Annotated in this window: 14 protein-coding genes and 1 pseudogene; 4 read left to right on the forward strand and 11 right to left on the reverse strand. The window is 55.5% G+C overall.

The genetic code is table 11. From position 1 onward, the window contains the following. Positions 1–3: 3 nt before the first annotated feature. On the reverse strand, positions 4–489 hold the full coding sequence (locus THTE_RS09970; RefSeq protein WP_095415300.1) for a dTDP-4-dehydrorhamnose 3,5-epimerase family protein: 486 nt from the start codon (positions 487–489) through the stop codon (positions 4–6). A gap of 248 nt (positions 490–737) precedes the next feature. On the opposite strand from THTE_RS09970, the gene THTE_RS09975 reads away from it, so the two are divergent. Next, positions 738–2,132, forward strand: coding sequence for an AAA-type ATPase lid domain-containing protein (locus tag THTE_RS09975; RefSeq protein WP_095415301.1), 1,395 nt, complete (start codon positions 738–740; stop codon positions 2,130–2,132). Between the two features lie 97 nt (positions 2,133–2,229). On the opposite strand, the gene THTE_RS09980 is transcribed toward THTE_RS09975, so the two are convergent. Beyond that, positions 2,230–6,000 carry a carbohydrate-binding family 9-like protein gene (locus tag THTE_RS09980; RefSeq protein ID WP_095415302.1) on the reverse strand — a complete coding sequence of 1,257 codons (3,771 nt, stop codon included), beginning with the start codon at positions 5,998–6,000 and terminating at the stop codon, positions 2,230–2,232. 29 nt (positions 6,001–6,029) lie between these two features. Then, positions 6,030–7,280 (reverse strand): hypothetical protein, encoded by a 1,251-nt coding sequence (locus THTE_RS09985; protein WP_095415303.1) that lies wholly within the window; start codon positions 7,278–7,280, stop codon positions 6,030–6,032. A gap of 1,056 nt (positions 7,281–8,336) precedes the next feature. Here THTE_RS09985 and THTE_RS18200 point away from each other — a divergent pair. Both THTE_RS18200 and THTE_RS09990 read left to right on the forward strand, forming a co-directional pair. Continuing rightward, entirely contained in the window at positions 8,337–8,489 is a 153-nt protein-coding gene (locus THTE_RS18200; protein ID WP_168175834.1) for a hypothetical protein, read from the forward strand. A 670-nt stretch (positions 8,490–9,159) separates the two neighbouring features. Continuing rightward, positions 9,160–12,084, forward strand: a complete 2,925-nt coding sequence (locus THTE_RS09990) for an MMPL family transporter (RefSeq protein WP_095415304.1) — start codon at positions 9,160–9,162, stop codon at positions 12,082–12,084. A gap of 249 nt (positions 12,085–12,333) precedes the next feature. Here THTE_RS09990 and THTE_RS09995 read toward each other — a convergent pair whose 3' ends face one another. Beyond that, the gene (locus tag THTE_RS09995) at positions 12,334–12,666 is read right to left on the reverse strand and encodes a hypothetical protein (protein WP_095415305.1); all 333 of its coding nucleotides are present in this window, start codon (positions 12,664–12,666) and stop codon (positions 12,334–12,336) included. Between the two features lie 665 nt (positions 12,667–13,331). Here THTE_RS09995 and THTE_RS10005 point away from each other — a divergent pair. Then, positions 13,332–15,734, forward strand: a complete 2,403-nt coding sequence (locus tag THTE_RS10005) for a PHB depolymerase family esterase (protein WP_157732012.1) — start codon at positions 13,332–13,334, stop codon at positions 15,732–15,734. Between the two features lie 40 nt (positions 15,735–15,774). Here the strand turns inward: THTE_RS10005 and THTE_RS10010 are convergent, their stop codons facing one another. From THTE_RS10010 to THTE_RS10040, 7 genes and pseudogenes are all read right to left on the reverse strand, one after another. Next, positions 15,775–17,166: a GntP family permease gene (locus THTE_RS10010; protein WP_095415308.1), complete on the reverse strand. Its 1,392-nt coding sequence runs from the start codon at positions 17,164–17,166 to the stop codon at positions 15,775–15,777. Positions 17,167–17,279: 113 nt separating this feature from the next. Continuing rightward, complete coding sequence (locus tag THTE_RS10015) at positions 17,280–19,034, reverse strand: DUF3352 domain-containing protein (protein ID WP_157732013.1); 1,755 nt, start codon at positions 19,032–19,034, stop codon at positions 17,280–17,282. A gap of 457 nt (positions 19,035–19,491) precedes the next feature. Continuing rightward, entirely contained in the window at positions 19,492–20,361 is an 870-nt protein-coding gene (locus THTE_RS10020) for a M90 metallopeptidase family protein (protein WP_095415310.1), read from the reverse strand. Beyond that, positions 20,358–21,647 (reverse strand): Gfo/Idh/MocA family protein, encoded by a 1,290-nt coding sequence (locus THTE_RS10025; RefSeq protein WP_095415311.1) that lies wholly within the window; start codon positions 21,645–21,647, stop codon positions 20,358–20,360. Before THTE_RS10025 ends, THTE_RS10020 begins: the two co-directional genes overlap by 4 nt. A gap of 330 nt (positions 21,648–21,977) precedes the next feature. Beyond that, positions 21,978–22,457 (reverse strand): transcription elongation factor GreA, encoded by a 480-nt coding sequence (greA, locus tag THTE_RS10030; protein WP_095415312.1) that lies wholly within the window; start codon positions 22,455–22,457, stop codon positions 21,978–21,980. A gap of 389 nt (positions 22,458–22,846) precedes the next feature. Beyond that, positions 22,847–24,703 carry a cation:proton antiporter gene (locus tag THTE_RS10035; protein ID WP_157732014.1) on the reverse strand — a complete coding sequence of 619 codons (1,857 nt, stop codon included), beginning with the start codon at positions 24,701–24,703 and terminating at the stop codon, positions 22,847–22,849. Positions 24,704–24,997: 294 nt separating this feature from the next. Continuing rightward, positions 24,998–26,446: pseudogene (locus THTE_RS10040) on the reverse strand (sulfatase family protein). Between the last annotated feature and the right edge of the window lie 221 nt (positions 26,447–26,667).

Genomic DNA, 26,667 nt, shown 5'->3' on the forward strand with positions numbered 1-26,667 from the left:
ATCTCAGTCGATAACGAACGGTGAATCGGAAAGATCTTCGTATCGAATCTCGTCCACTTTCTCCTTTTTGCCCCATCCCGCATAAAGCCGATTTGGTGCGTTGAAGACCAGCCCTGGCCTGTCAGAAATGTTCTTATACGCGTGGACCACCCCTGGGGGAATGGTGACACACACCGCGTTCGATTCGCCCACAATCAGTTTCTGAGCTACCAAGTAGGTGGGCGAATCCCTTCGGTAGTCCCACAGATAGAGCTTGAAATCACCCGGCCCAATAAAGGCAAAATAATCTGTTTGGTCTCGGTGTTCGTGAGGTCCACGAACAACGCCAGGAAGGGTTTCACTGACGTAAGCCATCACCGGATAGAGTTCTGGGACGAGCTCATCGTGACGGAACAACTCCACGAGCCATCCCCGCGCGTCAGAGAAACGTCGCAAAGGACGAATCTGAACTCCCTCGATTTGACCCTCACGAAATAGCACTTCAGACATCGCAGACAACTCCTCACAACTCGTTAACACTGCGGTTAGATTTCTATTGTATTTTCATTGTTGCGTGCCGGGAAAGCGAAATCTTTTCCTCAAGGCGTCATTGAGGGAGCCACAGTCATCCCCCTTGTGGGATATACGGCGGCGGCATTAGCCTAGCGGAAGGTCGCGAATATCGACCACTTGCGATTAGAGCATCGGACAATCCAGGTGCACATCTGTCCAACAATCAAGCATAGCGGTCAAAACGAATGATGTCGCAAAAGCGTCCACGCAGTCAGATTGCGCGTCTTCTCAATCTTCTTCGGGAACCTGTTTACTTTGTGGATGGACAATGGCGAATCCGATTTTGTAATCGCGCGTGTTTGGAATGGCTGGCCTGCCGGGAAGAGGATATTATTGACCGCCGATGCGCATTCCACAGCAGCCTCGATCTGGAACCGGGGGACGCACTGGCCGCCGGGCTGTGCCCACCCCCGGGGGCTTTCGACCGAGAGGAGACCATGGGGACTGTTGCGTGTCTGACTCCCGATGGCCAGCTCCGCAGGCGGCACGCCCGGTTTTTGCGCGTCCACGACCTCGAAGGGCGACCGGCCCTGCTCGTGGTTGTTGCCGACAAGGACGGCATCGATACTGTGCCGCGATTGACCGACATCTCGCCGGAGACCACCCACCAACAGTTACAGGCCTTGGCACTTCATGAGCAGATTCGCGAATTCCGGCAGGGTATTGCCACGCGATTCCACGCGCACCTGTTGATGGGGACCAGTGCTGTGGCTAAGAGGATGCAGCAGCAGGTGGCGGCGGCCGCAAGTCTCGCCAACCATGTGGTTGTCGTCGAACCTCCTGGGGGGCATGGTGCTGAATTGGCAAAAGCGATTTTTTACGCAGCGCGCCCGGATCCCCAGCAGTGCCTGGTTCCCCTGCCCTGTGAGGAGCTTGACCCGGATATTCTGCGAAACACCCTTCAGGCATTTGCAGCAATCTCGCTCCCATCAGGATTGACGCATACATTCATCCTGGAGAATTTGCATCAACTCCCCTGGCCCACGCAGCAGGTCCTCTATGAATTCCTGCGGCGTCCTCCGCACGGAATACGGGTCATTGCCACAACTCAGTCCGACCTGATGACACTAGCCTCCCAGGGCAAGTTGATCGAGGACCTTGGCCAGATGTTGAGTACGTTCCTCATTTTTATTCCACCCATTCGGGAGCGCCGCGAAGACATTCCCCTCATTGCACAGACGTTGCTTGAAGATTGTAATGTGAGGGAGTCGAAGCAAGTGATGGGATTCACATCGGAAGTGCTGGACATTCTGGTGCAGCACGATTGGCCAAATAATTATGCTGAGCTAGCCAGCGTTATTCAGCAAGCTCATAATCGTGCGGCAGGAACGCTCATTGCTTCCGGGGATCTACCCCAGGACTTCCGCTGGGCTTTTCAGAAAAAACTGCGGAGTCTGAAGGAGCCAGAGAAGATTTCCCTTCCTGCGTTTCTTGCCCAGGTCGAAAAGGAACTTCTAGCAAGGGCGCTGCGGCGAGCGCGTGGGAACAAATCACTGGCCGCCAAAATGCTTGGCGTATCCCGTCCGCGTCTGTACAGACGGCTGGTTCAGTATGGACTCATTTCTCCGGAGGAGGAATAATCCGCTGGGGTAAAGAAGGGAGCCAAACGCTGCATGCAGGGACTCGCCGGTCCGAGATCTTTTAACGAATGATGTCCCGGCGAGAGATTTCCTCTGTTCAGTCGAATTTCAGGATTCCAAATCGCCACGGACGGTGGAAATCCACAGCTCCGGGCGGCACCCAAGAGTAATATTCACGCTCCTGCGGGTTAAGGGCGTCAATTCTGAACAGGTTGATAAACCATTGCTCGCCAGGCTGCGGAATCTCCGTCGGACCTCCCACGATGGCCTTAAAGGGAATTGCATATTCCACACTCCAGCCCTTGGCGCCGCGCTCACCTACTTTCCCGTCAATAGCCACCTTGGTCACAAGTCCATCACAGGTGAAGTCTTTCAGGCCGATAAACCGTACACGTTCTCCGCCAACGGGACGACCATTGAGGATGAAGGCATCGAACACCGTGTTGAGCGGACTCACGTTCAACTCGTAATAAAGCCGGGGATTCCCCGTTGGACAGAGGAAGACTTCAACACACTCCTCATCGTAGATAGGACTATCTCGTTCCTGGAGGGTTCCCCAGACGAAATCATCCTCACATTCAAACGCCACATAGAGATACCGATCATTGTACAGGAGTCTCGCTCGCGTCTTGTGACGGGCAGGTTTTCCCGCAATTGGGTCGCCTAGCTCAGCGACGGGTGCCGCGTGCCACAGTGGATCGTCGAGAGCGCCGGTCAATTCCAGATCACGCTCAATTTTGAAGCACCGGTAAACGGGTTCAAAGAGAAAAATTCGCTCTGCACCCAACCCTGGTGGCAACTCCCGAAGGGCTTCGGCACATTTCTGCCGATATTCATCCTGCTCCCCCGGAACAGAAGGCATGCCTGCTCCGACCTGCCAGGCCTCTTTTGCCTCCTCCAAGCGACCCAGTTTGGCCAGGGCAACCCCCTGCCAGTATCGGGCGGGAGCTTCAATCGGTTTATTGGAACGCCCGACATGCAGGTTCTTCGGATAAGTGAGAGCGGCTTCAAAATCTGCCAGCGCGGAGCGAAGATCGCCGCGATCCATGCGTTGCTGACCGCGACGTATATGGGCGCGATTAAAAAGCCGCCACACGATGTCTTGACCTTCCCAGTTGGTGAAATAGGGTGCGTTCTCCAGCACCCGCAGGCAGTCATCGTATTGCTCGCTATCGAAGTACATTTGAGCCAGGAGTACGGTGAGATCGGTCCGTCGCACGCCAGAGAGCGGCATGGTTTCAACAAGGCTGATGGCCTCGCTGCGGCGACCGGCGGCAACGAGAAGCTCGGCCAGATCGCGATAGAGCGTCTGGTCCTGCGGATTTGATTTGATGGCCTGCCGATAATACTTCTCCGCGGCAGCGAGATCGCCCCGTGCTGCTGCCTCCAATCCCAGATTGCGCCAGGCCACGCTGTTTGACGGCTCCAACTCCACAGCTTTCGTCCAGGGAGGTATCGCTTCGTCCACACGGCCCAACGCGGCCAACAGACAACCAAGCTGGAACCACGCGTGACTGTCCGAAGGATTGGCGGCCACAACGTATTTCAGAACGGGAATTTCTTCCACACGCGAAGCAAACCGTTTGGGCACTCTGTGCTGCATAGCCTGGGCCAGCATCTGCTTTGCGGCTTCCGTTTTGCCCTGCCCATCCAGTAACCATGCGAGCGTCCAGTAAGTCATTGCCGAAAGCTTGGGCACGGCCTGCGGATCCGCCGTGACAATCTGTACAAGCCGGGTGGCAAGGGCATCCTGACCAACATCCTTAAGAAAATGAACGGCCTCCAGGACTTCAAACTCGAATTCCCCCAATCGATCAAGCATGCGTTTGAGGAATACTTTTTCATCCTCGCTCTTGCCAATCACAAGAATCCATGCAGGGACGATGGCTGTTGTTTCTTGGGCGGAACGCGATGCCGCCCGATTAAGAGCTTCTTCCCGTTCGCCCTTTGCATACAGGGCCAGAATGAGGTGGTCCTCACTGACAGGATCGTCGGGTTTTGCTTGAAGGGCCCGACGGAAGGCAGCCTCCGCAGTTCCGAAGTCGCCTCGCCGCATCGCAATGCGGCCCAAAAGGTCGGCTGATGCTGCAGCCGTTTCGGGATGTTTTTCCGCTCGGGCGGTTAGATTCCACGCTTCCTGCCAGTTTTGCAGTTGATATTGAGATGCGGCCGCATAAAAGAGAGACCACGGATCGTCCGGAGATTCTTTCAGGGCGTGCGTCAACCAGGTAAGCGCCGACTCATATTGTCCGGCCTCAAAATCGAGAACCGCCAGTCCGCACAGTGACCGCACGTGTTTGGGGTCTTTCTCCAAAGCTTTTTGGTACAATTCCCGCGCGCGACGACGATCGGTGGCCAGGTCAGCCTTCTCCCCGGCTTTGTAAAAATCATCGGCTAATTTTTCCGCGTCAGGTTTTTCGCGGAATTGCGATGGATCAGGCGGTTCCACTTTGGGAATTTCCAAGGGGGACTTGTACGCGGCAAGCAAACTACCGTCTTTGGCACGGAACTCCACGCAAAAGCTCTGCGATGCTGCGACCGGCACGGCGAGGCGAACGGGTTTTTGGGGTGAAAGGTCAACCGAATACCGGGCGATTTCTCGATTTTCCTGGCTGATAATGCAGGTCGCTCCGTTATAAACGCCCGTTGCAATCGCGCGAACTTCCACACCTTTTCGCCCACGCATCACATTGATGGCAACATGCCGGGTGGCGAATTCGAATCCATCCCCCAGCCCGTGGACAGGATACCACCATTCTCTCCAAGCCACCGTTTGTCGGGGACGCAACCGGCCGTAGTCAGACTGTGTGGGAAGAGGGCCACTTTGCACTTCAATATAAGGACCATCCTCATCCGTGAGATCCTGTTCTGCAACCCTTCCGAACTCCCACTCGCCCCAGGTCCACGCCTTTTTGCCACTGAGTTCTCGATGATCCGCCCATTGAACGAGGCCCCGATCTGCGTCCACGTCGTAGGCCCCAAAAAAATCGTGCGTGCACTGTACGGCAAACACGGAGGCGTACGTGTCATAGTTTTTCAGCCAAGACAAGTCTTGCCCCTCGTGAATCGGCCAGCGAAAGAACTCTCGGGCATTGTGATCTGTTCCAAGACTCATAGGGAAAATAAACCGCGTTCCGGTTTTATTGGGGAAAGCCGTGCAGTTCCAGAAATAATAGGGGTGCATGCCGTCAGTGGGATTGTAGAGCGAAATAGTTTCCTCCAGGAACGCCTTGCCCGGACGGAGTGTCACGCGAACGATCCAGCGGGTCCGAAAGATTTGCTCGGTGTTCGAAATCTCCAGGGTGGCGGAACCATCCGGATTCTGACGGGCTGCCACGTTAACGGGCGAGAGACACGTGACGGTGTGTCCGTGGGGACCCGAGTTCCATTCAATGCCACCGGAAATCCAGGCTCCGCGCATGGCGATCATGGCGGGTTTTATCACACGATTCAGATGGAACATCTCCTGGCCGGTTGTCTTGTCCAACACGGAATGAATGCGCCCTCCCAATTCCGGAAGGCAGATCACGCGCAGGTACTCATTTTCCAAGCCCACTGCTCGGTAGGTCCGTTCCACTTTGGTGCGCAGAAGATGGTCTTGCATGACATAGGGATAGACGATGCTCCCGTGAACGGTTGTGGAAAGCCGTGGACCGCCTTCCAAAGCCCAGAACTTGGGGTTGATGTCTTCTTCCCAGGGATAGGTGGGAATTGTAAGCTCCTGTTCGAAAACGCGAACTTTTTCGGGAGTCTCCATTCCTGTCGCTCGAACCCCTAATGGACAAAGTACTAATGCAATTGTCCAGTACGTCAAAACCGGCCAAGGATGTTTGCCAGATTGAACCTTGCCATATCTGGAATTGTTCATAGCTCACCTCCTCAGTGAGAGAAAACCGTTTACAAGGCCTTCTCGATAATCGACGAAATGTCAATCAAATAGATTTGACGCCCGCTCTCGTGGGGAGAATCCACGGTGATGTATCGCCCGGTCCGACTCACCCGAGGATGGGTATCGCACCGCCATTCTCCTGTATACTGGGGCGGTGAGAGGAGCGCGGCCAGCTCAACACGGGTATTCGTGGGCACGTGGTAGAGATAGACGTGTTGCAGACGCTGGGCATCGGGATAGGTGTCGCACACAATCCACTCGCCCCCGGGCAAATAGTTGCAATGGCCGTCGCCCGGCCCCATGACTCCCTGTCCCACTGGTTCGACACGTCCTTCCGGACGGTCCTCCCAGAGGAAGAATCCCCAGTTCTCCTTGGGATGCCGACGAGAATATGCCAAAACGTGACGTCCATCCCGCCAGACGAAATGGGAAACGTAACCCGAGTCGATCACCACGCGCAGATCTGTGCCATCCAGATTCGCCGAGAGCATCCGCGTGTACCACGATTTACTGTCGCTTTTTTTCCACCGGTGTAGGAAAACGAAACGATCACCTGATGGATTGACCAGCAAATGATTGAACCAGTGGACACATCCTTCCAAAGAGCCATGCTGCCAGGGAATGCTCGCCACTTCCGCGAGAGAGAGAATCAGTTCGCTCTTTCCCGTTTCCAAATCCACACGCCAGATCCCCGAGTTCTCGGGCGCCGGCAGATCGGCGTACGGATCGGGTATGCCGTTATACCCGTAACCGGGACGGGCCCATCCGAGACGACGGAAGTCCGTCGTCACTGCTGTCCGGCCATCTGGCGACACTGCGTAGATAGGACAGCTAATCGTTCGGCACCGACCTGTGCGCACATTCAAAATTCGGGCAACGTAGCGATCCCCTTCTCGATCGTTGAATATTACCTCGGAATCGCTCCCGGGTCGCCACTGGAGCATGCATCCCTGCTGCCAGCACCACGCGGTGGTCCGGGCGAAAGGTATCCACTCATCGTCATTGTTAAGATCGATCATGCCCAGCGTGATGACATCGTCCGGGCGCGGCGACCGGTGTTCGAAATCAACCGCCATCCCCAGAACATAGCGATCACTGGGGTCGAACTGGAATTTATCGTAGTATCCGAACCAGTGGTAACTGGGCGGTCGTGTCAATGGCCGAAGAGAGGTCTGCGGAGGGAGTTGCCAGCGTATGAACGACCCGGCCGCGAAGGTCAGGTTCAACCCGAGCCACCTGCGACGCGATAATCGTGCCATTTTCTACACCGCGATTGTAAGTTGGCGGATCAAAAACCCCGTGCGATAGTCGTACAACCCGCTGAGACTCCAGCAAACAGGCACCGGTATTGTAACGCTGACTCTTGCTACCAGTAACCCGGGGAATAGCCATGCTCCGGGGCGTTTCAACACGGTACGGGATATCAACGGTCTACACGCTTCAAGCCATTTCGTCCGTGGGATCGAGAAGAAAAGACCATTGTGGCAACGGGAATCGGGGAACGAAGCCGCTACGTCAAACCAATAGCCACGGTTTCATGCTGGGCGCGGTAACTCCGAAATTGCCGCCGAAGTTAGCCCAACGGGGAACCTTAAGCCGCTATGTGGTGTAAACCTGAATCAGGCCTGACTCATCCCTACTTTTCCTCTGCCAGTGAACACGCAGGCGTCCACACGCGTTCGCATGAAAGTGAGACTCAGCCCGAAGGGGCATGGTTATCTTGCCCGCTGAAAGCCGGTGGATCTTCGATGTTGGAAATGTGGACCTGACAAGCAGGTCCCTCCAGAAAAAGATCGGAGGGGCACGCTTGTCGTGCCCGGAAGGACGTGGCTCCACATGTGGAGTGCGGGGCTTCAGCCCCGCTTTCAGCGCGGGACTTCAGTCCCCGGCGAAAGTCAATGAAGGTTGAATGAAGGACCCGACAAGCGGGTCCCTCCGGGAGAGGTCCGTCGGCAGAAAGGTCGGGGGGGCACGCTTGTCGTGCCCGGTGAAATGAAATGGATCACCCATGGTGGAAAAGCGGACCTGACAAGCAGGTCTCTCCATTGTGTGGATTGGAGGATCGGGTGCCGCCGACCGGTCACCCTGGTTCCATCCGGGCGGACGGCAAGGTGGTGAAGGCTAAAGCCTTCACCGAAAAGCGGCGATGAATCGCCGCACTCCATGGAGTGCGGGGCTTCAGCCCCGCTTTCAGCGCGGGACTTCAGTCCCCGATGAAACGAAAATAATGATCGAACGTTGACAAACGGACCTAACAAGCAGGTCCCTCCAGAAAAAGGTCGGAGGGGCACGCTTGTCGTGCCCGGTGAAATGAAATGGATCACCCATGGTGGGAAAGCGGACCTGACAAGCAGGTCTCTCCATTGTGTGGATTGGAGGATCGGGTGCCGCCGACCGGTCACCCTGGTTCCATCCGGGCGGACGGCAAGGTGGTGAAGGCTGAAGCCTTCACCGAAAAGCGGCGATGAATCGCCGCACTCCATGGAGTGCGGGGCTTTAGCACCGCTTTCGGCGCGGGACTTCAGTCCCCGGCGAAAGTCAATGAAGGTTGAATGAAGGACCCGACAAGCGGGTCCCTCCGGGAGGGGTCCGTCGGCAAAAAGGTCGGAGGGGCACGCTTGTCGTGCCCGGTGAAATGAAATGGATCACTTATCGTGGAGAAACGGATTTGACAAGCAAGTCTCTCCGAGGCGCGCGGCATGCCCTTCCCGGTGTTGACACCCGCGCACCACATCGGTCGGGCAACCCCAGTAGGGCAGGTTCATGAACGACCCCCACCAAACCAATCGATCCCGCACGGATTGCCCCTAACGAATGGGCCACTCAATCCATCAAGCATGCATTGCCCTTCCTGATGCGGCGAAAAAAGGTTGCGGTTCTTACTTTTCCCCGGATCGCCGTTCGCTTTGATACTTGTGAATGGATGAACTCCTTCAGTGATTTCATCTTGTCGCCTGCCCCACGTTTTTGATAACATGGGCAACCTGGAGAGTCGGTCGATCTGAACGTGGCACCTGTCGCGAGACGGAGGATAGATCGTTAACGTAGCTGGCTCGATCCGGAAAGTGGCCGATTACACTGCTTTCACCCGTGACAGACGGTAACTAAAGCCTTCATCAAACCATATGAGGGGAACGGATGCCCCAGTTGCAGAAGATTCATTTCCTCGCCTATCTTTCCCGGCAACTTGTTACGCTGGCTACATATCGGCCTGTACTTACACTGATTCTCGGAGGCTTTATCGCGGCCATTAGCATATTTGCGGGTATTCGGTTCATTGAAATCCACACAAGCCGGGCGGATCTTCTCAATCCCCGAAACGAATACCACCGCCGCTGGCTCGCGTATGTGCGAGAGTTTTCTGATCAGGAAGACGTTTATGTGGTCGTCCAGGGCGATTCTCCCGACCAAATTAAGCCGATCCTCGCTGAGATCGCCAGCCAACTGGAGAAACACCCTGAATTTTTCCATTCCATCCTTTGGCGCGTAGACAAAAGCAATCTTAAACGAAAAGGCCTTTATTACCTGCCGAAGGATGATCTCGCCCGACTTGCACAGAAGATCGTTAGCTTTCAGGCTGTTCTCGGCTCCCAGATACACCTCGTCGACCCAGCGGCGTTTGTTGCGGGACTGGCGCAACTCGTCGCGCAAACCGGTTCGCCTGAACCACTCCTGCAATATCACTCTCAGCTTGTGGAAAGTCTCTCTCTTCTCGGCCGGATTTTAGCCGGTAGCAGTCCGTCAGGTGACGGTCTGACCCAAATGAGCGGAGTAAGTGCCTCACACCCCGCCAACGATTACGGGAGGGCAGAAACCACTACTGGGGATTTTTCCATTGAGAAAACGGATGCCGAGGAGATGTTCTTCTCCCCCGATGGCCGACTGGGGCTCCTCACACTTCGATTTACTCCGGATAGCGGCAGGCAATTCACGCGGTTCAGTGAACATATCTGTACCCTCCGAGCCATACTGCACGAGGTGGAATCCCAGCATCAGGGGGTGTCCATCGGCGCCACAGGTCTTCCCCTGCTGGAATACGACGAGATGAAGTCCAGCAGTTCATCAGCGGCAATGGCTGTCCTCTCGCTGGCGGGGGTCGTCTTCGTATTCTTTGCCGGATTTGGGGGAGTCCGCTACCCTGTGGCCGTCAGTTTGTCGCTTTTGATGGGTGTCACCTGGTCAGTTGGATATGTTGCAGCCGCGGTCGGGCATCTCAATATTCTGACGAGTGCCTTTGGGGCGATGCTCATTGGTCTGGGCGACTACGGTGTCCATTTCGTCTCGCACTATCTGGACACCAAGCGGAAGACCCGTCAAACGCGGGAAGCGTTAATTGCAACGGCGACACAGGTTGGACCAGGAATCGCGACCGGTGCCATCACCACAGCGGCCGCATTTTTTGCAGGTGCGTTGACCGATTTTCTCGGCGTGGCAGAATTGGGGATTATTGCCGGTGGCGGGGTGTTGCTTTGCTGGCTTTCCGATATGACGGTCCTTCCGGCTGTCATCTGCCTGATGGATCGTGAGACTGATGCGCGTTCTTTACCCCACGACCTTGAGCTTGCACCCTGGTTCAGCTTCATAGCGAAGGCACCGCGGGGTATCACCCTGGGTATGGCAGCAGCGACAGGCTTTCTTGCACTGGGGTTATCCGGCTTACAGTACGATTACAATCTGCTTAATCTCCAGCCCGTGGGCCTGGACAGCGTGCAAACCCAGGAAAAACTTGTGACCCATATGAGCCGAAGCAGCTACTTTGCCCTATCCATGGCCCCGTCCCTTGAGGAGGCTCGCCGCCGCAAAGCGGAATTTCTGGCTCTTCCCACCGTCGATCGGGTGGAAGACCTGGCTTCCGTCATCCCGGAGGATATTGGTGCCAAAAAGCCTTATGTGGAAGCTATCGTGGCCGCCGTTCAGCCACTCGTCAATTCAGCTGCGATTTCTTCTGAACAACTCAGTCAGGCCCTGGCTGTTCTAGCAAGCGCTGCTACCGAGCTGCAAGGCGGCTCACAATTGGCGCAATGGATCGGTCAGATGCGAAATCAGGTGGCGCACTTTACCTCTGAAGAGTTGACGACACGCTTGGAAAAATATCGGGAAAGTGTCAGCCAGGCATTTCCACTGAAACCGGAAATGGTCAGGAATTTGACAGCGGAACCGCCAGAATTGACTGACCTTCCGCCAGCCCTTGTTGATCGGTTTGTTGGTCGAACGAGCCAGCACCTGCTTCAAATTTACTGCAAAGGAGACTTTTGGGATCCCGAGACGATGCGGGAGTTTGTAACGCAGGTCCGGCGGGTGGATCCGGCGGCCACAGGAAATCCTATCCAGATCTATGAGGCCTGCCATCAAATGAATCGTGCCTACATCGAGGCCGCGTTATACGCATTTTTTGCGATTCTGATCGTGCTTTACATTGATTTCCGCAACCTGAAGGATGTCCTTCTGGCTCTTATCCCGTTGTTCCTGGGAATGGTGTGCTTATTCGGTTTGATGGGCTGGTTGAACCTACCGTTAAACCCGGCAAACATGATCACGCTGCCACTCATATTGGGTATTGGAATCGATAACGGGGTGCACATCGTTCACGACTTCCGCAAGCAGGGAATAGACTACAAGATGCCCAGCAATGCGACCCTGGTTGCGGTCGTTGTCAACAGCCTCACAACCATGATTGGGTTTGGAGCACTTATGCTCTCTCCCCATCGTGGGCTGGAAAGCCTGGGGCGTGTGCTGACTTTCGGGGTGGGATTGACGCTGGTTACGGCCCTGCTCATGCCCGGCTTTCTTCGGTGGATCCACGGCCTGCTGAGATCCGAATCCACATTGAACACCGAGTGGACGACATTTATCAAGGAAATTCTCGATGAGCGGACAGCGGAAGGCGCGGGAACGGATTCAGATACGCCAGCCGTAGTCCCGATCCGTGCAAAAAACCGGGTGTCCACCAATCCGCAGCCCACAGATAGAGACGAACAACAGCAACCCACAACCGTAGATGGTGCACCGCTCTCTCAGACAGAACCAGCAATGGGAGGCGTCCGACCCCGACGCGCGGCGTGACATTTTGACTGGTCAGGCACAACATTCCAAAGTCGGTGTGCGTCATCACACACGCGGACGGTGGTGGGAATCTTAGGAGCCTCCCGAGGCAACGGTGGTAAACGGGCAATGGGTTGCCTCAGGCGCGGAGTGGATGAAGATCACAAAAGCATCGAAGAATGCGGGAGCGAAATAAGATCACGCGGGTATGGAATTTGGCACGGATGCTGGCATGAGACAACGAACGCTGACATGAGACTCTTACGTCCCTCAGGATAGTTCATCCCGTGGCTCCACGTCTTCCTCCTCTTCCTCGATCCCGGGAGAGAGCTCGCCCGTCTTCTGTTCCACCACTGGTTTCTCGGCAAGAGCTTCCGCGCGAACCAGTTCGCCCAGCAGGATCAGAGAAATCCAGAACACCAGGACCGTCAACGTGATTCCCGCGATACATCCCACACCAAGGCCAATATAGCGAAAGGTAGAGGCGGCCGCCGAATCTCCCACGGCAGCTATCACCTCGGCGACTGAAAGCACCGCCGCCAGCGACACGATCGCCAGAAAAAGTATTGCCAGCAAGGCCAGCAAGATCCGCAGTCGAAGCATCCCCCACGTTCCTTGTAGTTCGGTTCACCATAATAGCCCATGAAATGTTTATCTTCAGCAGTTTCCGCATTCTCGTCAACATATGTATAAGGGTTGTATTCAGCCAATGTGCGGCGCATGGGGGTGCTGTGGGGAAAAGAAAAGCCCTGTTCCATCCAGGTGCCCCGCGTAGGGGCAATTCATGAATTGCCCCTATCAGAACTGCCTGGCCACGTTCCCCATGTTGCAGGACCAATTCACGACGCTACCCTAGCGGTGGCCCAGACGCCGGAGACGTGGGTTGCAAGCCAGGTTCACGTTTTCATCCAACGGCGACTTCGAAAGTACTTGCATTGCGGGGATAAGGCTCTCGCCTCATTTCGATCAGAGGCAAACCACGGAGCGGAAATGACGAGAACGTCCCTCGAAGAGTACCCCAAAAATATTTCACGCTTTCGTGCCCATTGGGAACCGATGGAACCTAAATTTTTTGAGATTTCCGCAAAATATGATAGTTTCAACATCCGGCTACGTACCTGCATGGCTCTTTTTTGCAGATCGGGGCAATTGAGTGTACGCATACGGTAGCAGGCCGGATAATGAAAGAAGAGTGCCGAGGCATATGGTACTGAAAGAAAAGGACGGGGTCGCAAACCGAGGCACACAGGGGAGAAGGGATGATTTACATGGTCAAAGTTGCTCACTTTGCGTCACTCGTGCAGGAGCGCTCGGTTTTGATCCGGACTTGTACGGCAGCTCTGGCCGCCCTTTTTCTGCCCGTAGCCACTGCAGAAGAGGTGATTTTAAAAGATGGGCGGATCCTGACGGGGAAATTGGGTCTTGTGACGGGACTTGTCGATATACCCAAGCTCGTCGATCCAGAGGGTGCTGGACCAATTCCGTTGATCGTTTTTGTCGATGATGACCTTCGCCGAACCTTCGTCTCCAAAAGACAAATTCGGGAAATTCGGCCGGGCATTACCGCGGAAATTCAGGAACGATTTCGCCTTCGCCAACCGGTGGCCGAGCAGGGAGCCACGATCAGCAGTGTAGGATTTCCCGTGCGGGTAACTCCCTTTGACGAGTTTGGTCGGCGGATCTACACAATGCTCACTACGCGGGGAAAGGTCGATGTCATCCAGGGCATTACGGAAATCACGCCGCAATGGGTACGGATTCAGGGAATCACCCATGTTTGGGATATGCGGCTGGCCACAACGAGTCTTCCCAAGGATGTGCTTTACCGGATCCTGGTCAAGGCTTCAGGAGATAGTACCAGCGTCGATACCCGAAAACGGATTGCGCGTTTTTTCGTACAGATGGGCCGCTATGAGGACGCAGTGCAGGAGCTTCAGAACCTGCTGAACGATCCGCAACTCCCTGCAAACGAGAAGCCAGATATTGAGCAATCGCTCCGATCACTCAAACAGTTATCGGCAAGAAAGATTCTCGAGGAACTCCGGTTGCGTTCCAAAGCTGGCCAACATCGAACGGTTTATACTCTGCTGGAGAAATTTCCCACGGAGGGCGTGGCTGGTGAAATCCTTCAGGAGGTCCGCGAATTCCGTGAGAATTACGAAAAACAGGCCCAACAAGCCAAGGACCTTCTTTCCAAGCTGGAAGCTCTGATCCAAGGGATCGACCAAACAGCCGTCCGACAATTGTGTTTAGAGATCTTTCAGGAAATTGCCGCACAGCTCAGTCCCGATACTCTGCCCCGTCTGGCAGCTTTCTCACAGTTGGTTGATGACAATTCGGTACCGGGCGAAGATCGGGTGGCACTGGCCATCAGTGGTTGGTTGGTGGGTGCCGATCGAGCGACACGCAATTTATCGGTCGCTCTTTCGATGTATCGAACCCGGGCGTTAATTGTCGAGTACCTTAATGAGAATGACACAATGAAGAAAGGGGAAATTCTCGAGCGGTTGCGGAAAGAGGAAGGGAGTTTGCCGGTGTATTCGGTGGGCATCCTCGCCAGCATGGCCCCGCCTCGGCCGCTGCCCGCGGAGGTTCCCGGCAAGTCCGGCTTTTTTGAGGTCGAGATCAACTGGGATGCCAAGGAACCGCCCGCCCGCTATTTGGTGCAGCTTCCTCCTGAGTATCATCCGCTGCGTCGCTATCCGGCAATCGTGACTTTGCACGGGCTGCAGACCACTGCCGAGCAGCAGATCGACTGGTGGGCTGGTCCGTTCGACGAAAACGGCTATCGGCATGGACAGGCTGGACGTCACGGCTACATTGTGATTGCTCCTCAATGGACTCAGGAACGACAGGTAGCATATCAGTACTCGGCCCGAGAGCATGGGCTGATTCTCGCAGTGCTTCGGGACGCCCTGTCGCGGTTTTCCATCGATACGGACCGCGTTTTTCTCAGCGGGCATTTTGCCGGAGGAGACGCGGCCTGGGACATTGGTCTGGCCCATCCCAGTCTCTGGGCAGGGGTCATTGTCATTGCCGGGCGATCGGATAAGTACTGCACGTTTTACTGGGAAAACGCAGCCCAACTACCGTTTTACGTGGTACTTGGAGAGCTTGACGGCACTCTCATGGCGGATAATGCCCGGGATCTGGACCGTTGCCTCAACCGGGGCTTCAACACCACCGTGGTGGAGTACCAGGGCCGGGGACGAGATTCCTTTTCGGACGAAATCCTGCGGATTTTCGAATGGATGTCGTATCACCAGAGAGATCCTGCCCCCCGGGATTTTACGGCTCGAACAATGCGTTTGTTTGACAACTTCTTCTGGTACGTGGAGCTCCAGGAAATGCCGCCGGCCGTCGTTGAGCCGCCCCTTTCCTGGCCTCCCGCGAACCCCACGCCACTTATCGTGCGGGGCCGAATTCCCAGCGAAAACACAGTGATGCTTCAAGTGGGAGCAGCGAAAGCAACGATCGGTTTAAACCCTGAGATCATTGATTTCGACAAGCGTTCGACGATTCTTGTGAACACCCGGCGCCTCGATACGCGTGAGTTAGCCCCCGATGTGGAAACCCTCCTCAACGACGTGGCCCGTCGCTGGGACAGACAGCATCCTTTTTGGGTGACCATCGAAACGAGCACCGGACGCGTTATCCGGCCTCGCCGTTAGCGAGGTAATCACATTGCCATCGTGCAACTACAGGCTCTGCTCACCCCGAAAAGAATGCTCCCGGGAGCAACCAGGCAAAGAGCAAAGTCACAACAAAAGCAGCCACTCCGGCCAGGGCGGCCGTCACTGTCCACAGTTTAAGGGCTTCTGTTTCGCTCCAAACACTCATTCTCGCGACGACCCAGAATCCACTGTCATTCATCCAGCAAAAAACCAAAGAACCAGCCCCTATCGAAAGCGCCAAGTAGACGGGATGGCAGTGAAGATATTGCACCAGGGCTTCCGGGGTCTTGAATAGCGAGCCCATAATTCCAGCCGTGGTGAGCATGGCCACGGTACTTGAGCCCTGGGCCGTTTTCATGATGGCCGCCACGAGAAAACCGGTCACCAACAGCAAAAGTCCGCCGGCCTGTGATTGTGATTCGACAAACCGTCCCACGTTCTCGCTGATGCCTGTTTGCCGTAACATGGCACCGAAAGCCCCGCCCGCCGACGTGATCAGAATGATCATCCCGGCACTCATTAGAGCCTCTTCCGTCATTCGGCCCAATTCTGTTAGAGACAGGCGACGGTTCCAGACGGTGGTGACCATCGCCACGATGGCGGCAAGGAAAAGAGCCAAACTGGGATCTCCGATGATCGAAGCCACAAGGGCCGCGGAGCCCAACTGAGGGTTTTGCTTAGCAAGGACTTTCAAAATGGTGTTCGCTGAGATAAGAACGACCGGCAGGACAACCGGGGTGCTGGCCAGCCAGAAAGGGGGCAACTCTTGATCGGGACGAGGTGGGGCTTCCTGTTCACCTGGATACGGGCGGACCGGCAACGGCGAAAGTTTTTCGAGGACATTGAGGAATGGAAATACAAGCATCGCGGCAGGTACGCCTATAAGAATTCCCATGAGGATCATATGTCCCACGTCCACTCCCAGTAGCCCCGCTACAGCGAGCGGACCAGGGGTGGGCGGTACGAGCGTGTGTGTCAGGGCGGCGCCAGCTCCAATGGCGAGGACGGACAGCACATATCCCGATCGTATGATACGGGAAAAAGATCGGGCCAGGGGGACGAGAAGGTAGAAAACGGTATCAAAAAAAACGGGAATGGAGAGCACAAAGCCACTTGCCATCAGAGCGATGGGAGCGCGGCGCTCGCCCAAAATGCGAAGGCAAGTGCGGACAATCCGGTCGGCGGAGCCGCTTTCCATCAGGCACTTGCCGATGACAGCGGCCAGGGCAATCATCACCCCAATGTTGCCGGCGGTCGTGCCAAAAGCCGCTGTCGCGCGAGAAATCTTTTCTCCCCAATCACCGGGGGCCAGCAGACTCACCGCAAAAGCGGCTAACATCAAAGACAAAAAAGCATTGAGCCGGACAACCACGATGAGGAGGATGACAAGGCCGATCCCACAAAGCAGAACCAGAACCGGGCTGACCATCGTGTGCTGAAACCTGTGAATGCTAATCTCAGAAACGTTAAGCGCTGCCGACAGCAGCGCCCCAATTGCCCGCCGGCCGCAAGGTAATGTCCGCAACCATTTTGGATGGCTTTTTATTTTTTGGGGAGAGTGAACCCCTTAATAAACCAGCCGTCATTTTCCGTCACCGCGAAGACTCCCGCCGGCCCCAGGTGGCGTCGTACCACCTCGTAGTCCGGAAGTTTGCTTCCATCGATCCGTTGCTTGCGGACAGCGCCTTTCTCTGGGGGCGCAAAGATCGTATTGAGGATTCGTCCCAGCATCGTCTCGCTTTCCGGCATTTTTCCCTGACGAATAAGTTCATAAGTGGGACGATATTCCTCGTCAGTCAGCGAGAATCCGCGCCAACAGGCCTTTTTGCCACCCAGTTTCTCGATGGTTTCCATCACCTCGAGAAAATCTGGATTCCTAACAATCGTCTCGCGCTCGCTTTGCAGGCCCAAAATCTCGGTCAGGTAGTCGAAGTGTGACGCAATGAGAAGATATCCTTGGTGAACCGTGACTGATGTGTTGGGGAAAAGTGGCTCGGTCTCCTCGCTGTCACTTGGTTCGGGCTGCGCCAATCCGGGCACGCCGCCCAATTCAATCCGTGGCACCGCCCGTGTTTCTGGCGGCTTCCGTTCCCATATGACCTTTCCCTTGTGCTCGCGTTCGCGGAAGTGCTTATCATTGGCAAAGACCTTCGCGATGCCCTTTTCAGTGGCCTGCTCATCTTTCACTTCAATGGCAATGAGGATGCGCTCGCTCGTCGTGGTGATGGGCAATCGATACGCCGTAAATATTGCCACTTTTTCACCGAAATGGGCGAACAATTCGTTCCGCAGATCTATCTGCGGCCCCTGCGGGTCATCTTTCAGGCCGGCAAGAACCTCATCCCAGACGCCTTCTTCCCCCTCGCCGATGACCTGGTCGAACACCGGCCCGATGTTGTCGAACCCGGTCAACAGATTGCAATACCCCATCCCTATTGTGGCCAGATCCCGGGGAATGAACTTGGGAACTTGAAATGCTTCGCCATTGGGAAAATCAAACATCTTGGCCGACTTTTCACGCGGAGGCGGAGCGTAAACAAAGGTGCGATGAATGAGTTCGAAGCCTTCTGTGGAAAAGCTTAAAAAGCCTCCGATTCCCTGAAATACGGAAAACCCAGCCGCCTTGAGACGCTCCAGTTGCAGCCGGCGCTGTTTCCGTCGCTCAGGGGGGATGGTCGTGCGGATGGCCTCCGCATAGCCGAATGGGTCGACAAACCACCGGATTTGGGGTTCCTCTCCATCAGGCAGGTCCCTCCGACACCGATCCATGATCGCGCTAAACCCTTTCACTTCCGTTAGCGAGTTGCCTTTTTGTTTCTGAAGAGTCAGGATCGACTCGATAGCCGCCTGATTGCTTGCGGTGATCAGAAGATCATTCTGTAGGCAGCAAAACACCTTCCCGCCGGTCGTTCCATCAGGCCGTTTGGGCATGGTGATGGCCAGAACCTCTTCACCGCGAATAGTTATCTTTTCTGTACTTCCCCCACGCTTTTTGACGTCGTCCACTATTCTGTTAATAAGATCCTGTGCCTTTTGGCGCTCTCCTGTGATGGTGATGACGGCAGCCAAACCGGCCTCCTCTTCACCCTCTTTATGAATAACGCCCACCGCTACCTCTCCCGTCGCAATCTGAGCGACGTCTTCCGCCGTGATACCCAGTTGCTCGCGGCTTCCCGAAAGACGCTCCTGAATCTGCTGTCGCAGATCTTCCACAAATGGCTGAAGAGCGGGGTCTTTCAGTAATTGACCGATTTGCGTCTTCTCGAAATGTTCACGCAATTCCTGGACGTTTCTCACTGCCAAAAATCCCCGAGTTGTCGAGGGGAACAAAGATTCTAACGGGGTGCTTGCCCAACCCGTCGCAGCCAACTCCAAGACAACCAAGGCTGCCAAACCGACCATCCGTGATAATGAGTTTGCGTACATTGTTTTCATCCGGGTTTCCCGAAAGTGTGCCTGGCTGTTCAAATCACCGCAGATCTGCCAGATCTCCTCTACTCACCATTTTTCAGTTGAGTCTTCCCATCTTCACGACGCGATTCTACACCTGTGGTCCTTTTCTCTCATATCGGTCAAACAACTGCTGAAACCCCACTTAGGTGGTTATCCAAAGGGCTTCCCGCGGTCATTGGTTAAGCTCAGCGCTGTGAAGGTTCACGGATCGCCTTCGCCAGCCCCCATTGACATGCGCAAAAAATGGGCATTCTTCCCTCACGCGATCGGCCAGCCACGTTCAAGGTATTTCCCATCAAAGCTACTGATTGCTCTGGGACTGAGCCTCTTCCCGATTCTCGGATTGTGCCGTCTTTTCCTCGGGTTTTTCGGAAGTGCTGCTGACCGAAACGCCCCACATTGCGGCGATCAACGCGAGTGTTTTCGGGTCATACTTTTCCAGGTCGTCCCGCGTGAAGGGATAAAAGTCATTTTTGCCGAAAAATGCCTCAGAATTCTCGGCAAAGAATTCCATGACATTTTTCAGGGCATAAGCCTCTTGCTCTCGCCCGTTGACGTGCTTCACCTTTTGATAAAGGGCTTCCTTCCTTACCTCCTCAAATCGCTGACGAAGCCGCCGGTTGCCAAAGCCCCCCGGCAAAAACTGATCGTGGTAAGCATGGGCCAGTTCGTGGAGAACCATCCATGGCTGCGTTCTGGACCAGTTCACGAAATTGCGACCGTTGGCAATTTCCACACACTTGGCCTTATCCGGATTCATGTCGTGATTACGGAGCCACCCCGGATCTGGGTGGTAGGCCATACACGGGTGATGCCCCTCCTGTTTCTCGATCCAGATGGGGACCTGCATAATCTTTTTGAGAGCCTCCGGTGGTACGGCTTCTGTGATCTGTTTGAGCTGCCTTTCCAGCTCGGCGAACACTCGGTTGCTCAGCTCTTGATCCTCCAGCAGATCCGGGGCGACGTACAACTTCCATCCCAGAAGATGCTGCACCTGATATTCAGAATTGGGGCGATACTTCGGGGGAGGTGCAGATTCCAAAACCGCCCCTTCCGGTCGGTTGGTTTCCGAAGCGGCTTCAAATCCGAAAATACTGGCCGGGGATAACAGCAAGAAACTTCCCAGCACCAACGCGGTGGTTAGCTGCTGCCGCGCCAAGCGTTTTCTCATAGGCTCCAACCTTCGCGATAGGGTTTCTTGATCCAGATGTCAGCTTCCGGACAGTTGATAGCTTTCAGGTTGACGGGATCCCAATTGATCTTTTGGCCCACGCGAAAAGCCACCATTCCCAGGAGAGCAGCTTCGGTCAAGGGGCCTGAGTATCCAAAATGGCACGTCGTTGTTCCGCCTGTTTTGCAGGCTTCGACCCATTCGCGGTGGTGGCCGATCGAGGGAGGAATCGTCTCCGGGGGTGGCTGAAAACCGGCGAATTTTTCCTCAGGCCAAAGTAGGCGCCGCCCATAGTCGGCAAGGATCATCCCTTTTTCTCCCACGAACAGCACGCCGGATGCCCAGTCGGGCAGCTTGACTTCAGCCTGAATGGGTGGCCGCTTGCCCCCGTCGTACCAAGTTAAGCGTACCGGAGGGAGCTCGCCCCGAGCCGGAAATTCATAACGGACGATCAGCCAGGGAGGTGTGCTGTCAGGGTGAGGCGGGGGACCTTCAGCCTCCACGGAAGTTGGATACTTGAGGCCCAGGGCCCAAAAAGCGAGGTCTGAATAGTGGCAGAAGAAATCTCCCAGGGCTCCGCTCCCAAAATCTTTCCAACCTCTCCATCGGAAAGGTACGTACGCTGGGTGATACGGCCGGTAGGGCGCGGGACCGAGCCACAGGTCCCAATCGAGATAGGGCGGAACCGGCGGGGTATCTTTCGGCGTATCTCCCCCGCTGTAACTCGCGGCACACCAAACATGAACTTCCTGAATGGGGCCAATGACTCCCGCCTGCACCCATTCCACAACGCGGCGGTAGTTGTCACCTGCATGAATCTGTGTCCCGATTTGCGTGACAACTTTTTTCTCAGCCGCTAGTTCAGCCAGATACCGGGCTTCATACACACAATGGGTAAGCGGCTTTTCGCAGTAGCAGTGTTTGCCAAGCTTCATCGCCGCTGCCGCTGCCGGGGCATGTGTGTGATCGGGAGTGCTCACGACCACGGCATCGATCGAGTTCCCCATTTCATCGAGCATCCGACGGAAGTCCCGGTACAGCTTGGCCCGAGGAAATAGTTTCGCCGCCTCGGCCAAATTGTTTGCGTCAACATCGCACAGCGCGACAATGTTTTCGTCCTTCACACCGTCGAGATTGGCTCGGCCTCTTCCTCCGACGCCAATCGCAGCAATGTTGAGCTTCGATTGAGCGGTTTCGCCCCGAGAAGGGACAATTTGCGCACAATATGCTAGCGAGGCGAGCGCGGCACTGCGTTTGAGAAACTGGCGACGATGTAGCCTGGCCATGATGGTGCTCCTACGCGTTGGAAATTCACAGATGGTCCGCCGGTTAAGCGACACCTCCGTTACTGGGAAAAATGGTGTCACACCCGGCCACTACCATAACATGTGAAAACTGCCCGCTCAAGAGCCTGGTAAAAATCTCCACCCCGTCATCAGTTCAAAATCATTTCACAATCAGATCCCCGCCAAAGAACGGCAGAAAACGTTTCTCGACAGTGTGGGACACAGCGAACACCAGTTCTCCCCGGGCGACGGAGAGGCAGGCCCATCGACGCCCATTCCTTGCGGTACGCAAAATTGTCGCCGGAGAGGACGCATGGCTGGAGAAAACAATTATTCCTCGTAACTGATCTCAAGGACTTCCAACCGTCGGATTCCGGCAGGAACTCGGATTTCCGCCATTTCGCCAGGTTTTTTACCGATCAGACCTCGACCCAAGGGACTATTGGCCGGGATGCGTCCCTGCTCAAAGTCCTCCTCGCCCATGCCCACGAGGGTGTATTTGATGACCTCTCCGGTGGTCAGATCTCGAACCGTCACAGTGCACCCCATCGCCACCCGATCGCGCGGCATCCGGCTAAGGTCCACAATTTCGCACCGCGCAATCTTGTCCCGCAGGTAATTGATTTTTGCCATGATCAGTCCCTGCGTTTCGCGGGCGCCATGATATTCCGCATTCTCTCGCAAATCGCCCTCTTCCCGAGCGGCGGCCACCCGCTTGGTCACTTCCACCAACTGATCTTCCAGTTCAGCAAGCTCTCGCTGGAGTTTTTCGTAGCCTTCTCGGGTAACGGGAATCCTTTCGTCGTGCATCTCGTCCTCCGCCGTGTTGGGTGATGCTCAAAGTTTTTCCGGTCAAAAGATCTTTTACACCATATTACGAGGCCTGTCTTACTCATTTTACCCACGAGCGGACTCGGCAGTTACCCCGTTCTTTCCCGAGTTATCCCCGCTTTCCTCGACGCCAGTAAGAAGTCTGGGCATGGCCGAAACCTCCCGCGGGAGTCAAATTGATGCTCGGAGGGACCTGCCTGTCAGGTCCACACTCCGACGGCGGGTCGTCCAATTCGCGGACTGATCTTTGTCTGCTAACTTCACTTCCGGTTTGGCCGTAGGGGCAATTCATGAATTACCCCCACTCCATGTCGGAGCTTTGGCTTCTCAGGGGCCCATATAGAAAGTGGGGATGGGGCAGCGTTTTTTCACCCCGGGTGGGATTGGCCATCAGCCGAAGCCGCTGCTGCTGGTGGCTGAGGCGAAGACGGATCCTTCCCCGGGCAGACCAGGGCGATGACTGTGTCGCCGGGCCGGATGTCTGCCAGCGGAGCATCTGTAACCACGAAAACAACGCCCCCAGTTCGTAGCACAAAGAGAGGATAGGCTTTGTCGCCGTATAACTCTCTGTACTGGGCAAAGTCAAATTCCTTCGTGATTTTCGTGCTTTTAAACCGCCCACCCTGGTAAAAAATTTCAGTTATCCTCGAATAGGTCAGGTCTTTTCCGAACAGCAGCCGTCCCCTGTGCTCAGGCGACACAGGATCGCGAGGCTTTTCTTTGGGGGGCAGCCAAGGGAGTTGATAGACTTCCTGCCTGCCAAAGTCCTCCGCGTAAATCATGCAGGCAAGCGAATTGACTTCGTTGTTGGATGTCACGGCCAGCATCCGCCCCAGTCCCATGTAGTCGATGCTCTCGCGTGTCACTTCCAAAAGGGCGTCGCCATGAATGGCAGGAAGCCCAGCCAGGCGGGCGGCGGTGACATTCTGTCTATTGGAGTCCACCAGCACGACCCGGCAATCCTCTCGTTGAAGCACGACTGCAAGTTCACGCACCCAGTGACTGGCGCCGACAAACAGGATGCCCTGAGGATTCTCCTGAATCAAATTGAGAAAGCGAGCCAGAGGCGCGGCTAACAATCCGTACACGGCGGCTGTTCCAAACACGACGAGCAATGTGACAGGCACGAGCTTTTCGGCCCCCTCATACTGGCCCTGGGAAAGAGCCAGCGCTGCTACCGAAGCGACCGCCATAGCCACAACGCCGCGTGGCGCCATCCCGGCGAGAAACAGTCGCTCATTCCAGCTCAACGTTTTTCCCCAGGTGGACACAAATACTGCTACTGGTCGAATGACGAGGATGACCAGTAGTAAAAAGACAACGCTTTGCCATCCCAGTCCTTGAAGATACTCCCATCGGATGCGAGCTGCCAAAACGACGAACAAAACAGATATGAGCAAAACGGTTAAGGCTTCCTTGAACTCCAGCAGTTGGCGGATGGCGAATTTGTGCTGATTGGCCACAACCATACCCGTGACGGTCACCGCCAAAAGGCCTGATTCACGACACAGGGTGTTCGCAAGGACAAATGCCACCAGCGTCAGCATAAGGGAAATCGGATTTGTCAAGAAGTCGGGAATCCAAAATCGGGCAAAGGCAGCCACCATCACGAAACCCATCGCAATCCCCACACCGAATCCTGCAAGCAGGGTTTGAATCAGTCGGATCCCGATTTCCCAGACGCCAGCATTGAGGCTCTGCTGTTCGAGAGCTGCGAAAACAAGAACTGCCAGAATGGCCCCCAGTGGATCAATGAGGATGCCTTCCCACTTAAGAAGTGAGGCTACCCGACCGCGCAGACGGAGGTGCCGCAGGATAGGACCAATCACGGTTGGGCCGGTGACGGTCAGAATGCATGCAAGAAGGGCCGCCACCGGCCAGGTCAACCCCAGAACCAATCGACCGGCAACGGCCAGAAGTCCCCATGTGACGGCCGCTCCAATTGTCATCAAACGACCAAAGACCCCGCCAATTCCCCGGAGCTCGCGGAAACGCAGGTTGAGCCCTCCGTCAAAGAGGATCAATCCTACCGCGAGAGCGATGAACGGCCGGATCAATTCACCGAAGACCTCGTCGGGATGCAAGAGTCCCAGAACGGGGCCGGCAAGGGTCCCCAGACCAAGGAGCAAAACGATTGCAGGAATACGCAGCCGCCACGCCAACCATTGTCCCAAGCCGCCGAGAGCGACAATCGTGGTTATTTCAACAATCGATTCGTCAGCCAACGGTTGCTTCCTTTCTAAATGGCAAGGGATAGTTGAAAACACATACTCGATGGCGGCCTCCCCCTGCTCTGTAGGATTATTCTAGATTCAGCTTTTCAAGCGCTTCCTGGTTGGCAGATCGCATGACAAAAGCAAACGCTGGAGCGTTGTCCGAACGGTTCTCCCGGACGGATCACCAAACCTAAATACCCAATCTTGTCTGCTTGCGGAAAAACCGCTCGATACCAAACCAATATCACCGGCCTGACAGTCGCAATTCAAAAACGCTGCCGTGGCTTGTGCTGGCAAGGTCGTTCACTTCGGCTCAAATCCCGGTCGGATTGTGCCATCATAGTCGATGAGGGGACGAGGATTAGCAACCCGCCCCAGCGGACGGCAACCGGGTCCTATCCCGTCACGGCCAAGGTCCTGATCCATTTCGGCCATCAGTTTTTCCAGCCTGGCGACGATCTCGGGATGTTCGGCTGCCACGTTGCGAGACTCGCCGATGTCTTCTCGCAGGTTATAGAGTTCGGGCTTGCCCTTTGCATTAGGTGCGACCCGCAACTTCCAGTCGCCATGACGAACACCTTCCAGGACCAGTCCCCTGAAATAGTAGAATGTCTCGTGTGCCGGCCTTCCGTCTGCCTCGCCGGTCAAATGCGGCCAGATGTTGATTCCGTCTAATCTGCGGTCCTGTGGAAGCGGAACACCGGCCAGGTAGGCGAACGTGGGCAGAACGTCGAACATGCCCACAATCACGTCTGTGCTCGTTCCTGGCGGAATTTGGCCCGGCCACCAGGCAATCGCCGGAACTCGAATTCCGCCCTCCCAGGTGCTTCCTTTAAATCCACGTAAGGGACGATTCACGGCCCGTTGCGTGCCACCATTGTCACTTACCAACAGGACAAGGGTTTTTCGATCCAGCCCGGTTTCCCGAAGCGTGTCGAGCACCTGTCCCACGCTCCAGTCCACTTCCTCAACCCAGTCCGAGTAAATCCCGTGCGGCGAGCGTCCCGCCCATTTTTTGCCTGGGTAGATCGGAAAGTGCACGGCGTTGTGAGCAAGGTACAGGAAAAACGGTCGGTCCTGATTGTCACGAATGAATCTTACCGCCTCCTTGGTGTACAGCTCCACGAGGGCCTGCTGATCGTCAGGCAGCACACGTTTGATCACCGTGTTGTTCCGCATGAGTGGCAGGGGAGGTTGTCCCTTTTGGCCAGGGCGAGGTTTGGGAAGCGGCTCGCCGAGGCTGCTCTTCACCCCATCTTCCGCGGGTCCCATGTCATTGGAATACGGGAGTCCAAAATACTCATCGAACCCTTGCTGGAGCGGCAAAAATTCCGGTTGATCTCCGAGATGTCACTTGCCGATCAGAGCCGTTCTGTAACCAGCAGATTTGAGGAGTTCGGCAACGGTTACTTCTTCTGGTGCCAAACCCACTGGGTCGGCCGGAAAGAGCACATGGGGAATAGGCAGAGCACGTTTCGCATAACTCCCCGTCATCAGGGCAGCGCGTGATGGAGAGCACACAGGCGCGGCATAAAATGAGGTGAGTTTACGGCCTTCCGCGGCCATCCGGTCAAGATGAGGGGTTCGATTGATCTCCGATCCGAATGGCCCAATGTCTGCATAACCCAGGTCGTCGATGTTGATAACGATGAAGTTGGGCCGTTCTGGACGCCCTTGTTCGCTCGCTGCGGCGAGCAACGAGTTGGCGACAAACGCGAAGCAGCTAGCCCAGAGCAGTAAACGTTGGTACATCGGTAAGCCTCCCACTAGATAAACGTTCGCACGACCCTTTATTTTGGAACCCCATTCTGAGGCACAATTTGGTTTTGGACAACCCTGTCCGTTGACGCCTCTCCATGTCAAGGCGGGCTTCCCCCACAAGTATAATGGTTGAATGGACGCCTGGGAAACGCAAACGTTTCGCTCTGAATGCTGCAATTATGGCAATTTTAGGCCAAGAATAAAGGGACTCT

Source organism: Thermogutta terrifontis (genome assembly GCF_002277955.1).
Lineage (GTDB): Bacteria > Planctomycetota > Planctomycetia > Pirellulales > Thermoguttaceae > Thermogutta > Thermogutta terrifontis.

Bases quoted from the DNA above. Each gene is read 5' to 3' on its own strand.
- THTE_RS09970 (WP_095415300.1), bottom strand. From the start codon at position 489: ATGTCTGAAGTGCTATTTCGTGAGGGTCAAATCGAGGGAGTTCAGATT.
- THTE_RS09975 (WP_095415301.1), top strand. From the start codon at position 738: ATGATGTCGCAAAAGCGTCCACGCAGTCAGATTGCGCGTCTTCTCAAT.
- THTE_RS09980 (WP_095415302.1), bottom strand. From the start codon at position 6,000: ATGAACAATTCCAGATATGGCAAGGTTCAATCTGGCAAACATCCTTGG.
- THTE_RS09985 (WP_095415303.1), bottom strand. From the start codon at position 7,280: ATGGCACGATTATCGCGTCGCAGGTGGCTCGGGTTGAACCTGACCTTC.
- THTE_RS18200 (WP_168175834.1), top strand. From the start codon at position 8,337: ATGGATCACCCATGGTGGGAAAGCGGACCTGACAAGCAGGTCTCTCCA.
- THTE_RS09990 (WP_095415304.1), top strand. From the start codon at position 9,160: ATGCCCCAGTTGCAGAAGATTCATTTCCTCGCCTATCTTTCCCGGCAA.
- THTE_RS09995 (WP_095415305.1), bottom strand. From the start codon at position 12,666: ATGCTTCGACTGCGGATCTTGCTGGCCTTGCTGGCAATACTTTTTCTG.
- THTE_RS10005 (WP_157732012.1), top strand. From the start codon at position 13,332: ATGGTCAAAGTTGCTCACTTTGCGTCACTCGTGCAGGAGCGCTCGGTT.
- THTE_RS10010 (WP_095415308.1), bottom strand. From the start codon at position 17,166: ATGGTCAGCCCGGTTCTGGTTCTGCTTTGTGGGATCGGCCTTGTCATC.
- THTE_RS10020 (WP_095415310.1), bottom strand. From the start codon at position 20,361: ATGAGAAAACGCTTGGCGCGGCAGCAGCTAACCACCGCGTTGGTGCTG.
- THTE_RS10025 (WP_095415311.1), bottom strand. From the start codon at position 21,647: ATGGCCAGGCTACATCGTCGCCAGTTTCTCAAACGCAGTGCCGCGCTC.
- greA (WP_095415312.1), bottom strand. From the start codon at position 22,457: ATGCACGACGAAAGGATTCCCGTTACCCGAGAAGGCTACGAAAAACTC.